This window comes from Dethiosulfatarculus sandiegensis, from assembly GCF_000931935.2.
Taxonomy (GTDB): domain Bacteria; phylum Desulfobacterota; class Desulfarculia; order Desulfarculales; family Desulfarculaceae; genus Dethiosulfatarculus; species Dethiosulfatarculus sandiegensis.
The window spans coordinates 1-14995 of the sequence record NZ_AZAC01000014.1 but is presented as its reverse complement, the minus strand read 5'-3'; the positions used below and the strand labels follow the sequence as shown (position 1 = coordinate 14995).

The 14995-nt window shown below is 52.2% G+C and carries 14 protein-coding genes; 3 read left to right on the top strand and 11 right to left on the bottom strand.

Annotated elements, in window-relative coordinates; translation table 11 throughout:
* Positions 1-645 precede the first annotated feature (645 nt).
* A complete protein-coding gene (gene carB / locus X474_RS09850) occupies positions 646-3849 on the top strand; it encodes a carbamoyl-phosphate synthase large subunit (protein ID WP_044348591.1) in 3204 nt (1067 codons plus the stop codon).
* Positions 3850-4262: 413 nt separating this feature from the next.
* A complete protein-coding gene (locus tag X474_RS09845) occupies positions 4263-5231 on the top strand; it encodes a choice-of-anchor A family protein (RefSeq protein ID WP_044348589.1) in 969 nt (322 codons plus the stop codon).
* A gap of 211 nt (positions 5232-5442) precedes the next feature.
* Here the strand turns inward: X474_RS09845 and X474_RS09840 are convergent, their stop codons facing one another.
* The 8 genes from X474_RS09840 to wtpA all read right to left on the bottom strand — a co-directional run bounded on the left by X474_RS09840 (position 5443) and on the right by wtpA (position 11639).
* Positions 5443-5667: a hypothetical protein gene (locus X474_RS09840; RefSeq protein WP_044348587.1), complete on the bottom strand. Its 225-nt coding sequence runs from the start codon at positions 5665-5667 to the stop codon at positions 5443-5445.
* A complete protein-coding gene (locus tag X474_RS09835; RefSeq protein WP_044348585.1) occupies positions 5660-6535 on the bottom strand; it encodes an NAD(P)H-hydrate dehydratase in 876 nt (291 codons plus the stop codon). Before X474_RS09835 ends, X474_RS09840 begins: the two co-directional genes overlap by 8 nt.
* Positions 6520-7071, bottom strand: a complete 552-nt coding sequence (locus X474_RS09830; RefSeq protein ID WP_044349029.1) for a putative Se/S carrier protein — start codon at positions 7069-7071, stop codon at positions 6520-6522. Before X474_RS09830 ends, X474_RS09835 begins: the two co-directional genes overlap by 16 nt.
* Before the next feature lie 8 nt (positions 7072-7079).
* The gene (locus tag X474_RS09825) at positions 7080-7298 is read right to left on the bottom strand and encodes a sulfurtransferase TusA family protein (protein WP_044348584.1); all 219 of its coding nucleotides are present in this window, start codon (positions 7296-7298) and stop codon (positions 7080-7082) included.
* Positions 7299-7402: 104 nt separating this feature from the next.
* Positions 7403-8491, bottom strand: coding sequence for a YedE family putative selenium transporter (gene yedE / locus X474_RS09820; protein WP_044348583.1), 1089 nt, complete (start codon positions 8489-8491; stop codon positions 7403-7405).
* Between the two features lie 285 nt (positions 8492-8776).
* Positions 8777-9814 (bottom strand): ABC transporter ATP-binding protein, encoded by a 1038-nt coding sequence (locus X474_RS09815; protein WP_044348582.1) that lies wholly within the window; start codon positions 9812-9814, stop codon positions 8777-8779.
* Entirely contained in the window at positions 9811-10653 is an 843-nt protein-coding gene (locus tag X474_RS09810) for an ABC transporter permease (RefSeq protein ID WP_082464281.1), read from the bottom strand. Before X474_RS09810 ends, X474_RS09815 begins: the two co-directional genes overlap by 4 nt.
* Positions 10653-11639, bottom strand: a complete 987-nt coding sequence (gene wtpA / locus X474_RS09805) for a tungstate ABC transporter substrate-binding protein WtpA (RefSeq protein ID WP_044348581.1) — start codon at positions 11637-11639, stop codon at positions 10653-10655. The genes X474_RS09810 and wtpA overlap by 1 nt, the downstream gene beginning before the upstream one ends.
* 558 nt (positions 11640-12197) lie before the next feature.
* On the opposite strand from wtpA, the gene X474_RS09795 reads away from it, so the two are divergent.
* Positions 12198-12686, top strand: a complete 489-nt coding sequence (locus X474_RS09795) for an MOSC domain-containing protein (RefSeq protein WP_044348579.1) — start codon at positions 12198-12200, stop codon at positions 12684-12686.
* 230 nt (positions 12687-12916) lie between these two features.
* Here the strand turns inward: X474_RS09795 and X474_RS09790 are convergent, their stop codons facing one another.
* From X474_RS09790 to X474_RS09780, 3 genes are all read right to left on the bottom strand, one after another.
* A complete protein-coding gene (locus X474_RS09790; protein WP_044348578.1) occupies positions 12917-13669 on the bottom strand; it encodes a DUF364 domain-containing protein in 753 nt (250 codons plus the stop codon).
* Positions 13670-13684: 15 nt separating this feature from the next.
* Positions 13685-14083, bottom strand: coding sequence for a response regulator transcription factor (locus tag X474_RS09785; protein ID WP_044348577.1), 399 nt, complete (start codon positions 14081-14083; stop codon positions 13685-13687).
* Positions 14084-14365: 282 nt separating this feature from the next.
* A partial coding sequence (locus X474_RS09780; RefSeq protein ID WP_231688316.1) for a Slp family lipoprotein occupies positions 14366-14995 on the bottom strand: 630 nt, incomplete at its 5' end.

Sequence of the window (14995 nt, the reverse complement as noted above, 5' to 3'; positions counted from 1 at the left end):
TTGCCTAAGCACCTAAGTGAGGACCTTTCCCAAACTCTAATAAAGCAAAGCCACAAAAATTTTTTCAGATGCTTTTCTCCAGGGCCGAAAAAACCGGCATTGTCCGGGAAGCCAAAAATTGTTTCAGGTCCACTTGAAAAAGCACTTGTTTGTTGCCGGTTTTTATCCGAATTCTTACTTTTAATTCTACCAATGGCAACGGAGTATGCGAAAAAGCATCTCCTCCCGGCTCGGTTTGAGGTGAACAAACAAGTCTGGCCCGCCTCCTCATCCCACTTCTCCCCAAAAAAACTAATCATTATTCAAGTTCTTGAAACCCGTCCCCAAATGTGCCAAAGAAGGCTCACAGATATGCCTTCCCATATAGTATGGCGTCTGTCTCAGCCGACTGCTTAATCCTATTGATTAGCTAAACTTAATCGTTCATTCGCTACAGCTTGAGCCACTTTTTCCCGGCTGCAGGCTAACATTAGTCATTATTTGGGTTTATCTTGGCGCAAAATGAGGTATGTTAATCTGCGGCATCCTGGAAAATGCTGGTGGTATTAGTGCGCCTTAAGGCGCATTTCTTACGCAGCCAAGGGATGCTGTTTTTTAAGTAGCCAAAAAGTTTACAGCTTTTTCCCATAAAGGAGGTCAGTCCGCATGCCCAAGCTGAGCGACATCAACAAGGTTCTCATCATAGGGTCAGGCCCCATTGTGATTGGCCAGGCCTGTGAGTTTGACTATTCCGGCACTCAGGCCTGCAAGGCTCTTAAGGGCCTGGGGTTCAAAGTTGTCCTGGTCAACTCAAACCCCGCCACCATCATGACTGACCCCCAAATGGCAGACGCCACCTATATTGAACCCCTTACGGTCGAATCCGTTACGCGCATCATAGAAAAAGAAAGACCGGACGCGCTGTTGCCCAACCTGGGTGGCCAATCCGGTTTGAACCTCTCTTCCGAACTGGCCAGGGCCGGAGTATTGGAAGAATATGGCGTACGTATTATCGGGGTTGAGGTTGACGCCATTGAAAGAGGCGAAGACCGCATCGCCTTTAAGAAGACCATGGACCGCCTGGGCATAGAGATGTGCAAGAGCCAGGTGGCCTATTCCCTGGAAGAAGCAGAGGCCATAGCCCGGGATCTGGGATATCCGGTGGTCATCCGCCCGGCCTACACCATGGGCGGGACCGGCGGCGGCATTGTCTACAACACAGACGAGCTGCGCACCATTGTGAGCAGGGGCCTGGCCGCAAGCCTGGTGGGCCAGGTTCTGGTCGAGGAATCAGTGATCGGATGGGAAGAGCTGGAACTGGAAGTGGTCCGGGACGCCATAAACCAGAAAATCACGGTCTGCTTTATTGAGAACGTGGACCCCATGGGCGTGCACACAGGCGATTCCTACTGCACAGCGCCCATGCTCACCATCTCACAGGAGCTCCAGGAAAGGCTCCAGAAATACTCCTATGAAATTGTAGAGGCCATTGAGGTCATAGGCGGCACCAACGTGCAGTTTGCCCATGATCCCAAGACCGGCAGGGTGGTTGTAATTGAGATCAACCCCCGCACCTCCCGCTCCTCCGCCCTGGCCTCCAAGGCGACGGGCTTCCCCATCGCCATGGTCTCCTCTTTGCTGGCCGCAGGATTGACCCTGGACGAAATCCCCTATTGGCGGGACGGAACCCTGGAGAAGTACACCCCTTACGGAGACTATGTCGTAGTGAAATTCGCCCGCTGGGCTTTTGAGAAATTCAAAGGCGTGGAAGACAAGCTCGGCACCCAGATGCGGGCCGTGGGCGAAGTGATGAGTATCGGCAAAAACTACAAAGAGGCTTTGTTAAAAGCCATCCGCTCCCTGGAGACGGGTCGCTACGGTCTGGGGTTTGCCAATGGTTTCCATGAAAAAACCTTGGATGAGCTGATGGGCCTTCTCTGGGCGCCCACCAGCGAGCGCCAGTTCATCATGTATGAGGCCCTGCGCAAGGGTGCCACAGTAGAAGCCCTGAACCAGCGCACCTCGATCAAGCCCTGGTTCATAGAACAGATGAAGGAACTGGTTGAGCTCGAAGAAAACATACTTGCCTATAAGGGCCAACTGCCTCCGGACGAACTTCTAATCCAGGCCAAAAAAGACGGTTTTGCCGATATCTACCTGGCCCAGATACTGGACTTGCCGGAAAAAGATATAAGGGTCAAAAGGCTCGAGCTGGGCCTGGCCGAGGCCTGGGAGCCTGTGCCTGTAAGCGGTGTAAAAGACGCTGCCTATTACTATTCCACCTATAACGCCCCTGATAAAGTGGAAGCGGCCGAGGGTGAAAAAATCATGGTCTTAGGCGGCGGCCCCAACCGCATTGGCCAGGGCATCGAGTTCGACTACTGCTGCGTTCATGCCGCCCTTGCCCTGCGCGAAGCCGGCCTTGGCTCAATTATGGTCAACTGCAACCCCGAAACCGTTTCCACGGACTATGACACCAGCGACAAACTCTATTTTGAGCCGCTGACTGTGGAAGATGTGCTCAGCATCTATGAAAAAGAAAAGCCCAAGGGGGTGATTATCCAGTTCGGCGGACAGACTCCGCTGAATATCGCCACCGAACTGGCCGAAGCCGGGGTCAATATCCTGGGAACCACGCCTGACACCATTGACCTGGCCGAGGACAGGGACCGCTTCCGGGTGGTCATGGAAAAACTCGGCATACCCGAGCCTGAATCAGGCATGGCCATCAATATAGACGAAGCCCTTGGCATTGCAGACAAGATAGGCTATCCATTGATGGTGCGCCCCTCTTATGTACTCGGCGGCAGGGGCATGGAAGTGGTGCACGACGAGGATATGCTTAGGGAATATGTGGCCGCGGCAGTGGGCATCTCCCATAAAAGGCCCATCCTGATCGATAAATTCCTGGAAAACGCCATAGAGGCCGAGGCCGACGCCATCTGCGACGGCAAAGATGCCTTTGTGCCGGCGGTTATGGAGCACATTGAGCTGGCCGGTATTCACTCCGGCGACTCTGCCTGCACCATCCCCTCGGTGAGCATCTCACCCGAAGATCTGGCCACCATAGAGGAATACACCAGAAAAATCGCCATTGCCCTTAGGGTGGTGGGCCTGATGAACATTCAGTATGCCATCAGTGACGGCAAGGTTTACGTACTGGAGGCCAACCCCAGGGCCAGCCGTACGGTGCCTTTGGTCAGCAAGGTCTGCAACATCTCCATGGCCAACCTGGCCACCCAGGTGATCCTGGGCAAGAGCATCAAGGACCTGAACCTTAAGAAACGTCACATTCCCCACTACGGAGTCAAGGAAGCGGTCTTCCCCTTTAACATGTTCCCGGAAGTGGACCCGGTGTTGGGACCTGAAATGCGCTCCACCGGCGAGGTTCTGGGTCTGGCCGACACCTATGGCCTGGCCTTCCACAAGGCCCAGGAATCTGCCTCCCAGATCCTTCCCAGCAAGGGTTGCGTACTGCTCACCGTGGTGGACCCTGACAAGGAAGAAGCCCTTGAAGTCGCACGTAAATTCAAGGCGCTGGGCTTTGAGATCATGGCCACCCAGGGCACCTGTGACTTCCTGGGCAAAAACGGGGTGGAGAGCAAATCCATTCTGAAGCTCTATGAGGGAAGGCCCAATATCACAGACGCCATCAAATCCGGTCAGATTCAGCTTGTGGTCAATACCCCGGCCGGAAAAATGGGCAAAACCGACGATTCCTACATCAGGAAGGCTGCGGTTCGCTATAAGATCCCCTATATCACCACAGTGGCTGCGGCCAGGGCGGCTGCCAGGGGAATTGCAGCCCGCTTAAGGGGAGCAGGTCAGGTGAGAAGCCTGCAGGAGTATCACCAGGCCATAACAGATTAGCATCCCTTCGGGGGCCTTGCTTCGCCAGGGCCCCCGGCTTGGGCCGGCTGCCGACTCCTTGTCCTCTAATAATGGAAAAGTATTGTCTTGCTGGGCAAGACTTGTCCAGTTTCAGGGCGCAGCCCAAAGACATCAAAAAAAATCTGATTTCGTCCGTCGTTGATAACTATCTAAAATAATTATTTTTATAGCCATAACTCTTTATCTGAAATCCAGGCTCATTCTAAATACATATTGGCCCGCTTTTTGCGTACCTTCTGATTCACGACAAAACTATTATTGGATCTTGTTTTTCCATTATGGCAATCGGCTTAATAACTGCTAAGATTCCAAATATAGTATATACAAGGACTTATCCTTGGCAACGGCGAGCAAAAGAACCGGAACCAAAGAGCTCCAGGGAGATAAAATTAATGATCAAGCGCTCATTGTGCTTCCCAATATTTTTACTGGGGGCCTTGTTTCTCCTTAGCACGGGAACTCAGGCCTGGGCACTGAACATAGACCTTATGACAGCAGGCCAGTTCAACACCTTTATTTTTGAAAATTTACAAATATCTTCAGACACCCAGGGACGACTGGCTGTGGGTGGCAACGCCAAAATGATAGGCGGTTATTCCGTGGGAGACCGGCTCAAACCTGGTTTTTCCGGCGATTCCTTGGTGGTTGGCGGCAATCTTAATTTTAACAACGGCCGAGTCTATTGGGGCAACATCAGTGTCGGCGGTAAGGCCAAGGTGGATCAGTCTGTGGTTTATGGTCTGGCTCCCGGAGCCACCCTCACAGACAAACAGGGCAAGGATAACCTGTCTGTGAATTTCGCAACTGAGCAAAAAAGGCTTTCCAGTCTTTCCGGTGAGCTGGCCGGGCTGGACGCCACAGGTTCCAGTTCCACGCTCTGGGGCGGAATGAATATGCTCGGTGACGGCAAAAGTGATTTACAGGTGATAGATGTGGACGGCAGCCTTTTAAGCCAGGCCACCTATTGGAATGCCCTGAGCAGCATCCCGGATGACGCCACCATCCTGCTCAATATCAGCGGTAAAAATGTTTCCCTGCAGGGCAATCAATCCGTGTTTTCCCAACTTTCCTCAAGGGTTTTATTTAACTTCTTTGAGGCTGAAACCTTAAGGATCTCAGGGATCAGCGTGGAAGGCAGTATCCTGGCTCCTTTTGCGGATATTGTTTTTGCAGAAGGTGTGATTCAGGGAAACCTTATTGCCAAATCCATGAAGGGGTCTTTGCAGCAGAATCTTAATCCCTTTGCCGGATATAACGGTGGCGGAGCCGCTGCCACTCCCGAGCCGGGGACCTTGCTGCTTTTGGGTTCCGGCCTGGCCGGTCTGGTCTACAGATCGCGCAGAAAAAAGAAAACAGCCTGAAACCGGGGCAAGGACACACCTTTGAAAAATCTGCGATTTTTCGGGGACCCCGAATGACGGCCCGCCGAATTGCGAGGCTTTCTTAAGATGAATAATTCGAGCCGCTTGACAAAACCCAAGTTTTTGTCAAGCGGCCTCAGGCAAAGTCCAGGAGGACATTGTCAGCAAGTTAACAGACAGGAGGCCAGCCGCCTCCTGCCCGTTTGTTCAATTATGTTGACTTTCCAGGCGGGCTTTTTTCCAAGCGGTTTAACAGCTCGTCCAAATCAATACCAAACCTGCCCGCAAAACCCTCCAGTGTTTCAAAAAGCGCCTCGCAGAGCACGCATACACCGGCTTTTTGGTCATAAGACCTGAAAACCTCTTCGGTACTCGGAAAACGGTGCACCACATCCAATACGGTCATGCCTTGGTTTATAGAATTTTCTTTACTCATTGCCGGAATACTCCTCAAGGGCCAGCTCCAATGCCTGGGGAATTTTACCCACCATCTCCATAATCTGGGAAGCAGGATTCACATCCGCCATTTCCCCGGCCAGGCGATTGGTTCTGGCCGCCACCAGGCAAGCTCTCAGTGGCTCAACCCCCAGGGCAAGCAAGGCCGAAACCACACCGGTGACAGTATCTCCGGTGCCACCCATGGCCTCCATGGAAGGAACACTGGGAGAGTCAACCGTGCCCATAATCCGGCCCTGATGCACAATCTGGTCCGGATTGCCTTTAACTAAAAGGTAAGGCGGAGCATTGGAAGCGGCATAGGCCTTTTTTATAAGTTCATCGGCCTGAATACCCTCATGCAATATAAATCCACGGGTATAAAAGGGATGAGGCGCCTTTTCATCAGCCAAAAAGGCCAGCTCACCCATATCAGGGGTAAAAAGATCAAATATTCCCGCAAGTCCTGCCATTTTTGCGGCATACATGAATCCTGCGTCGGCTATGAGAAGGGGCCTATCAGCCTTTGCCTCAAAGCGGAGCATCAGTTTAGCGCACCAATCGGCATCGGGTTGCAGGTAATGAAAAACCAGGGCTTTTTTATTGCCGCAATCTGAGATCCCCGCTGCCAGGTGGGCGTAAAGCTCCCGGCTGCCCTGGCCCAGGCCTGTATCACCAACCAAATGGGCAAAAACCTGATGCCCGCCCCAAACTTGCACGGTTTGGCAGGCGGCGGCCAAAAGGGCTGCCGTACCCCGGTTTACGGAAACGCTGCGACCGGCCACCCTGATGTGGTCGCCTTCCAGACGGGCTTCTCCCTCAAAAACGGGCATATCCGGATCAGGTATGGTGCCTATGACTGAAAGCATTTTCTAAGCATCTCCTCATAAGCCAACTGAAGCGCATAACCGCAAAGGGTGTGTCCCAATTCCCGGGGCTGGGGAGCGGATTCAAGATCCCTGCCCACCATCAGTGCTGCCAGATATGGAACATCCGGACATCCGCCGCCTGAAATATTGACTATCTTTCGAGACTCTTTCTCTACAGTCAACTTCATATTGGCGGCCCTGATCATGAGCCATGCCCCCAGATCCTTCACCAGAAAAAGATCCACAGGTTTAAGCAGGGGATCGGTTACCGGTACAGCCTCAAGGGGCGGTATGCCTAGGTTTTCCAGGGAACGAATGATATTGAGCTGTTCAATCAAGGGAAAACGGATCACCAGGTCACAACCGGTGCGCAGTTCGGGAGGCGGCCCCATGACCTTGACTTCCCAGCCGGCGGCCCTTAAGCCCGCCTCGGCCCGGATGACCTCACTGGTATTTTCAAATACCAGTATCCCCCACCCCTGCCCCAAGGCAGCCTCCCCTTCAGAAGGCTGCCTGCGTTTCAAGAACTTAAGCAAGCCCAAGATCAGTCCTTTGCAATGGTCAGGCAGAAAGCATCATTCTCTTCCCTGACCTCTTTCACCTCCCAGCCTTTGCTTTTAGCGGCCCGGGATACATTTTCGCTTGAGGTTTCAGTATCCACCTGCACCTCAAAAACACCTTTTTTCATTTGCTTCATCTTGTCCATTGCCAATATCACGGGCTGGGGGCAGGAAAGCCCTCTGGCATCGATTATATCGCTCATTTTTGTTTCCTTTTCCTTTCAAGCTAAAAACCTCAGTCTGACAAACCCAGGCCGGGAAGGCTTAACGGGGTAAATCAGCAGCTCCTAACCGTGGGCAGTCGGACTCAGGCCTTTTTCCGCATGGTGAAACCAATAAACAGGCAGAACAAAAGCCCCACTATCACAGCGGCTATGCCGTGAGGGCCCACACCCTTGGGCGAACTGGCCAAGCCGAAGTTATGGGCAAAACCGGCTCCAACCACCATGCCCAACACAAAGACCGCTGCGTCGCCGTCTCCTTCACCAGCCAGGAACAACTGCCTGCCCGGGCAACCACCGGCCAGGGCAAAAGCCAATCCGGCCAGGACCATGCCCATGAAATTCCACAGGCCCATGGTGTGAGCCACCGGCTGACCGCTGAATCCGGCATTGAACTGTCCCAAAATCAAATTGGCGATAAAGGCGAAAACCAAAAGAGAGGCCACACCATAGAAAAGATGGGCCTGGCGGAAAAGAATCAAGTCGCGCAGAGCGCCCATGGTGCAAAAACGGCTGCGCTGGGCCAGCACTCCCACACCAAGACCCACCAACAATGAAATAATCAAAGGTGCGTGCATGGCTCCGGGGCCTTTTAAGCTGTAGAAAAGCACCCCGCTTTTGGGCTGGCCGGTAATCTGGGGATAGATGAGCATCAAAACAAGTGCGCATACCATAAGGATCGGCATCAGAAGGCCCACCGAGGCGTAAGTCTTTTGGGAACGGCCAAGGTTATATCCGTTTTTAAGGAACATAACCCCGATCCAAACCCCCACGGCCAACCCGGCCAGGCCGAACAGGGAGTTTAAATCTCCGCCCGCCAGGCGCAGGATCGCCCTCCAGGGGCACCCTAAAAATACCAAAGCGCCTATCATGGCGAAGGCTCCCAGTACAAAACGCACAATAGGGGCCGAACCGACTCTGGGCTTGAACTCCTTAAACGCAAAGGCGGCGATCAAGGAACCCAATACAAAGCCGATTATCTCGGGCCGCATGTACTGCACCACCCCGGCCCTGTGTAATCCCACACTACCGGCTATATCCCGCTCAAAGCAGGCAACGCAGATGCCCATGTTGCCCGGGTTGCCCCAGTACTGCAAAAGAGCGGCGAAAACACCAATAAAAGCCCCCACCCCCACTATGCCGCCGGTGGTTGAAAATAAATTCTTACCAGACATTGGATCTAAAACTCCCTTCTGGGTTAACAATAAACATGCCGCACAAACGGCGCGGAACGCGATGCAACCATCTGCCCAAAAAGGAGTCGATAACCGAGAATTATTTAAATTGTTTTAAAATTCAAAAAAGAATGGCTTTGGCCATAACTCGACTACCGAACCCGGGCAGATCCCGCGCCCTCTTGTCAAGTAAAGCCAAAGAAATGGAACATCCTCTTTTACCCCGTAGTATGAGGAATAATCATAAGGCAAGATAACAGTTTCCCAATTGCCGGTCAACCGCCTTTAAAAACAATGTACCGCATCATACGGCACTAATAAATGCACTTCCCTGCCCGGCTTTAATCCCAGCCGTAACGGCTCGGATTTAGAAAGGATGGTGGTCATCATCTCTGATCCGGCCGAGACCCTTGCCTCCCAATAGGGCCCCAAATCCACCAAATCAGCCAACCGACCGGTTATGACATTTTCCCGGCAGGAGTCTGGTTTATCCAGGCTTAAAAAAATGTTCTCCGGCCTTATGGCCACATGGCCGCACAGGCCTTTTGGAGCAGGATTCAAATTCAGTCTCCATCCGTTCACCAGGGCGCAGCCTTCGGAAAACTCTGCCTCAAAGACATTTTTCATGCCCACAAACCTGGCCACAAAAGGCGAGCTGGGATTATTGAACACCTCGTCAACACTACCCTTTTGCTCCAGTTTACCCCGGCTCATCACCGCAGCCCGGTCGGCCAGAAAAAGCACGTCACTAAAATCATGGGTGACCATCAGGCAGGTCACCTTGGTCTTTTGGTGCAGCCTCTTTAAAAGCTCCCTTATCTCCTGCCTGAAATTGGGGTCCAGGGCTGAAATGGGTTCATCCAGAAGTAAAAGGCTTGGCTCCACCAAGAGCGCCCGGGCCAGGGCAACCCTCTGCCTTTCCCCGCCGCTCAAACTGACAACGTCCCTGCCCAGAAGATGGCCGATACCCAGATTCTCAACCAGCCAGTCAAAACGGTCTGTCCCCCCCTGGCCGCCCTTTGGCTGATAGCGCAGCCCAAAGGTGATATTTTCCCTTACATCCAGATTGGGAAAAAGCGCGCAGTCCTGATAAACGATCCCCACTCCTCTTTTTTCGGGACCCAACCCGGCAACATCCCTGCCGTTTATGATTATCTTGCCTTTTGAGATGGAACAAAGCCCGGCCACAGCCTCAAGAACCAGAGTCTTGCCGGCTCCGGTGGGGCCCAAAAGGGCCGAGAACCCACCAGGCTCCACCCTTAGATTGAAATTTTCAAGGGAAAAACCGGGCAGTTTTATAGTCAGGTTTTCTATCTTAATCATGTGCGGGCTTTTCTGTTTCCCGAAAGCAAACGCAGCCCCAGGAACAAAACCAGGGAGACAAATATAAGCCACACCGCCACCGGCTGGGAATACTTGAGCCCATAGGCGGTGAATCTTTCATAGATCATCACAGGCGCGGTCATGGGGTGATAGGCCACAATCACAACCGCTCCGAACTCGCTTATGGCTCTGGCCAGGCACATGATCATTCCCGCCAGCACTCCGCGCCAGGCCAGGGGCAGGGTCACCCTGAAAAAGGCTCCGGCCGGACCTGCGCCCAGGCTTCTGGCCACCTTTTCCAGCCGGGGAGGCACGGCCTGAAATGAATTGCGCACGGAATTTATATGAAAGGGGAGCCCCACAAAGGTGAGAACCACAACCAGACCGGCCTCCGTGCCCATGAGCCGAACCCCCAAATCAGCCAGGAAACGGCCTATGGGGTGGTTGGCTCCGGCCAGACTCAAAACAGCGATGCCAATCACGGGATGGGGTATCATGATCGGCAGGTCCACCGCGCTCTCCAGAAGTTTTTTGCCCCAAAATTCCTTACGGGCCAGAAGATATGCCAGTGGAGTGCCAAAGAAAAGCGAGATCAAGGCGGCAAGGCCCGAGGTTTTTATACTCATCCAGATGGCGTTTTGCACATCCCGGTCGCTGATGGATTCAGCCAGGTCGCCCAAGGACGGCTCAGTGATCATCTGAACCAGGGGAAGGCCGATAAAGGCCAGAATGGTGAGGGCGCAGAACCAAACCGCCACCGAAAAGATATCCGGCCTTTTTTTTCTGATATGTGAAGGGTTGCGCGGGCCGGTATCGGCCCGCGCGGCCTGATTTGGCATTAATTCTTAACCTCAACCAGTTTGTCCAGGCACTTGGGCAATGCGGCCTTCATCTCGGCAGTCGGCACCCGCACCGGGTCCAGAGGAGGCTGCCCCATGCTCTTCAAAATCTTGAGCCCACCCTGGGGGTCCAGCAGATAGGCCAAAAAGGCCTTGGCCGCCTCGGGGTTGGGGCTGTTTTTGATAAGGGTGATGCCATAGGTGCATGACTTGCCTGTCCTGGTCATGAAGGTGCCGGGTTTTTTACCGGTTACCTTGACCTTGGCGTTTTTATAGAAAGAATCCTTTTTATAGTCACCAAGGTTGATATCCGCAGGCAGGGTCAGGTATTTCAGTTTGTGCTGCACTGCCACGGAAAGGTATTCCCAGGCGTAATCCATGTTGCCGGTCTTTAAAAGGCTTACCAGCTCAACCGACTTGGGCCTTATGTTGGCCTTGGGCCTATTGGCGATGAGTTTATCGTAAAGGCCCTCTTTTTTGTAGTACTTCTCCGCCAACTGCAGAACCATGAGGCTGCGATAGCCGCAAGGATCCAGGTTGGGGTCGCTGTGCCCCCAGACCACGCCTTTTTTAGTAAGGATCTCATACCAGTTGTCTTTATTGATCTCTTTGGCGAATTTGCTTTTATCTGTGTAGCAAAGCACCAGCTGGTTGGTGGCGAAACGGATATTGAAATCCGTGAATTTCGGCATAAGGCTTTTCTTTATCACCATATAATCGGCAGAAGCCATGATATCCGCAGGTTTCCCCAATTCGGAGATCATACGGGCCATTTTGGTGCTGCCGCCCGCCTCGCGCAGGATATCCACCTTGGGATGCTTGGCCTCAAAGGCCTTTTCCATAGCCGCAAAAGGTACGGTCAAAGAACCGGCGTGAAAAATAATCACATTGCCGGAGATTTCAGCCCCGGCCTGGGCAGGGGCCATTCCCAGAGTCAATCCGCAGATAAGAAGGAATACCCCTAAAAACCCGAGCTTCCGTTTCATTTTGCTCTCTCCTTACGGGCTAAGCCTTTAAAGCTCAAGCCGATAATAGATATAACCCCAAAAACCTTAGGAATTTTACGACTATGTCTTACTTGACATAGTAACCTGACAAGGTCAAGCTAAAAAAAACACACAAGTCAGAGCCAAAAAATAGTTGAGAAATGCTGCTATTTTAAAAGAAAACGACTGCTTCTTAAGAGAGGAGGGCAACCCCATTTTCAGCCCTCGGAACAGCCACCTGATTTCTTATTTTTCATCGCAAAAAATAAAATAACGGCCTTTTTGAAGTGAAACGGCTTGACCGATTGTTTTTTGGGATTACTTTGTTCTAAAATGTACAAACTGTTTATCGGCAAGCTCCGGACCGGAATAAAGGTCTTGAGCGAAAAGTTAACCTGATTTGCACATATTTTAAATCTGAGATAAACCTGTGGGCAATCAAATTTACCATACACCCAGGTTTTTAAGTGATTAAACCCCATAACAAGCCCTACATCCCTGATTTTTAGCTACAAATCAGAAGACTTGGGCAAACGGGGTTTACCCTGGAGGAAACCAATGAACCAACCGGCGGACGAATTGCCCACGGGCATAGTCCAAAGCGTGGCCCTTTCACCCACACGGGGGCGTAAAGACAAAAAAGACTGGATCAGCCTGATTCAGGACATGGGGGTTGAAGGCGACGCCCACTTTAACAAGGGCCCGCGTCAGGTGAGCATACTGCTTTGGGAGAAGGCCGAAGAAGCCGGATTTTCCCCTGAACCAGGTGACTTTGCAGAGAACATAATCGTACGCAGCCTGGATCATAAGCTTCTATCCCCTGGAGTGCGTCTCAGGGTCGGACCTTGCCTTTTAGAGGTGGTGGGCATAGGAAAACCTGAATGGAAGCCAGGTGATTATAATTTTAAAGGAAGGGCCTTGCTCGCAGAAGGAGGCATATATCTCAGGGTCATGCGCGGCGGGGTGGTGGTCCCCGGCGACGGAGTGGAGATAGTGGGCCGTAAAATCACCAAAGAGGACATTCTCTCCCCCGAAGAAATGCCGTGAAACTTAGCGCGAGATTCGGGCATGTCACCAACATGTCGTTATGTCCTTAAAATTGTTCTTCAGTTTTTTACCGTGGACAGCCTAAAAACAATGGCGCATTTACACAGGCTTTTCTGATCAAACTAAAAATCAAGACCCGGTCTTTTCTCAAAAAAACCGGGTCTTTTAATTACAGACAAATAACGCCCCCAACTTGTCTGCTCCCAACCTGAAAAGGGGTGGGCTTTTATTTATGCGTCTGCCTTAAGCCCCACCTTTTCCACCATTCCCATAAACTGGCGCATTCCCCCGGCCTCTTTTACCACCTGCATTACGCCTGCCGTATCCGCAACCCGTACACCGGAGAGCATCGTCACCGGCGTCTTGGCAAAAACCTTGGGCATAAGAGGGGTGGTTGCTCCTAAAAGAACCACCTGCCTGCAGGTCGCCGCGGCCTCAAGCAGGGGCTCAATGGTGCGGTTTAACAGGGTGGTGGAGCTGATAAGGGCCAGATCACACTGGGGTAAAATCCGGGGGGCATCTTCTTCGGGCAAAAGACCCACCACTGGTTTTTGCAGCCGTTCAAAAACCAGCACCTCTGCCCCGGCCTTTTTAAGGCCGGGTATAACCGGCGCGAAATTACCGACCATACCTACCTTATCACCCGGTTTAACTCCCAGATGTTCAAGCACATCGCCTTGCAGGACTTTATCATGATCAAAAGGAGTAAGCGCATTGGCAGTGGCCATGCCAACCGCCAACTCCACAGCGTCGTCACTCTCCAGATAAGAAAGCAGTTCCAAAGCGTTGGCCCCGGCCAAGGGGCGGGTGCCGTGAAATACATTGCACCCGCCGGTAGCCAGGTCCCTGAAGGTGTAGGCCACACCGGCGCCCTGGTTATCCAAAGCCACGGCAGTATATCCCAGTCCTATGGCGACTTCCGTAACCATAACCCCTTTGGCCAGGGGCATAAGGGCGTTTTTCAAATCGGTTTGGATACTCACGACCCCCCCTTTTTTTCAGTCGGTCAGAATAAAGGCCAGGCCGGAAAGTTTTTCCAGGACGGCATTGGCGTCTTCGGCCCCGGGCTCAAGGGGCAAATGGGACAGAATACCCAATCCCTCATACTCTTCATGGAAGTCCTCGGGCGAAAGTTCACTTACAGCAACGGTGTTGATCAGGGCGTTTACATCCAACAAATCCTTGCAAAGCTTCCCGGTTGTGGTGTCTGCCAGTTCGTGATCAACCACCACCATCTGAAAGATCTTTTCCTTGGCCAAGTTCAAGGCCGCTTCTCCGGTTTGAGCCCAGGCGATCTCATGCCGCCCCTCCTGGCTCAAGGTATCGGCAAACTCCGCCAAAGCCTGCTTCCGGTTGCTGACTATCATAATTTTGTAAGAGGCTCCATTTTGGGGCATTTTTTACTCCTGAAGCAAATATTGTGTTTCAACTCAAGCCGGGCAAATTGCATGGCCCGTAAAACAGGCTCAAGTAACTCATTGTCCGTTTAAGCAAAAGGCAACAGTTTTCACTTTACCTGCCTTTTGCACCGTTTTACAGGCTTTCAAATAATGTGCCACTTTGTCCGGCCTGACAACTCCTTGCAAACAAAGCACAATATGAAAAAAGGCCTAAAGCGGACAGGCAGAACTCATTTCATTAAGAAACGTAAAATTTCATATTGAAACATACGTTAGACCCTACCACCAATAATAGGGTCCCCAATACCAGTAAGCTCCGGGACCGGCCGGGCGGGGGCCGTAGAAAGCATCTCCGGTATGGTAAACCCTTATCACCTGAGGTCTTTTTTTCCAAAGTTTTAGTTCCGCGCCCTTTACCAGAACGTATTTATAGGTAATTTCCCCCAGGGGAAGATCCTTCACCCCGGCCACAGCCCCCTTGGCTGTCAACTCCCGGCCTTCCTGGTATATGGCCGGATCAATGAAATCCTTAACAGAAACAATGAAGCGGCCTTCAGAAGAATCCGAGTCAAGGGGGCGGTTGTCATACCCCAAAGGTTGCTCCAGCACCTCCAGCAAAGTGCCTTTCTCCTTGTTCACAACCTTGAGGATCTTGCCGCCCCAAAGCACATCCATACCTTTATAGGCCTCGGGGTTTTGCTTTACCAAACCCAGTTTGACCGAAGGCGCTTGTTCCGGACCGAAACCGTTATCCACCGCAACGCATCCGGCTGCAAAAGCAAAGAGCAATAAAACCAAGAAGATAAAAAACCTGTTCATATAAAATCTCCCTTTGATAAAAGGCTCGGGAGCCCATCCCTTGGAAAGGGCTTCTTCGGCATGCGGGCCGCTAGGTGTAGTTGCTAAATA

What these genes read in the sequence shown, in the direction of transcription:
- carB (WP_044348591.1), top strand. Translation starts at nt 646, where the DNA reads ATGCCCAAGCTGAGCGACATCAACAAGGTTCTCATCATAGGGTCAGGC.
- X474_RS09845 (WP_044348589.1), top strand. Translation starts at nt 4,263, where the DNA reads ATGATCAAGCGCTCATTGTGCTTCCCAATATTTTTACTGGGGGCCTTG.
- X474_RS09840 (WP_044348587.1), bottom strand. Translation starts at nt 5,667, where the DNA reads ATGAGTAAAGAAAATTCTATAAACCAAGGCATGACCGTATTGGATGTG.
- X474_RS09835 (WP_044348585.1), bottom strand. Translation starts at nt 6,535, where the DNA reads ATGCTTTCAGTCATAGGCACCATACCTGATCCGGATATGCCCGTTTTT.
- X474_RS09825 (WP_044348584.1), bottom strand. Translation starts at nt 7,298, where the DNA reads ATGAGCGATATAATCGATGCCAGAGGGCTTTCCTGCCCCCAGCCCGTG.
- yedE (WP_044348583.1), bottom strand. Translation starts at nt 8,491, where the DNA reads ATGTCTGGTAAGAATTTATTTTCAACCACCGGCGGCATAGTGGGGGTG.
- X474_RS09815 (WP_044348582.1), bottom strand. Translation starts at nt 9,814, where the DNA reads ATGATTAAGATAGAAAACCTGACTATAAAACTGCCCGGTTTTTCCCTT.
- X474_RS09810 (WP_082464281.1), bottom strand. Translation starts at nt 10,653, where the DNA reads ATGCCAAATCAGGCCGCGCGGGCCGATACCGGCCCGCGCAACCCTTCA.
- wtpA (WP_044348581.1), bottom strand. Translation starts at nt 11,639, where the DNA reads ATGAAACGGAAGCTCGGGTTTTTAGGGGTATTCCTTCTTATCTGCGGA.
- X474_RS09795 (WP_044348579.1), top strand. Translation starts at nt 12,198, where the DNA reads ATGAACCAACCGGCGGACGAATTGCCCACGGGCATAGTCCAAAGCGTG.
- X474_RS09785 (WP_044348577.1), bottom strand. Translation starts at nt 14,083, where the DNA reads ATGCCCCAAAATGGAGCCTCTTACAAAATTATGATAGTCAGCAACCGG.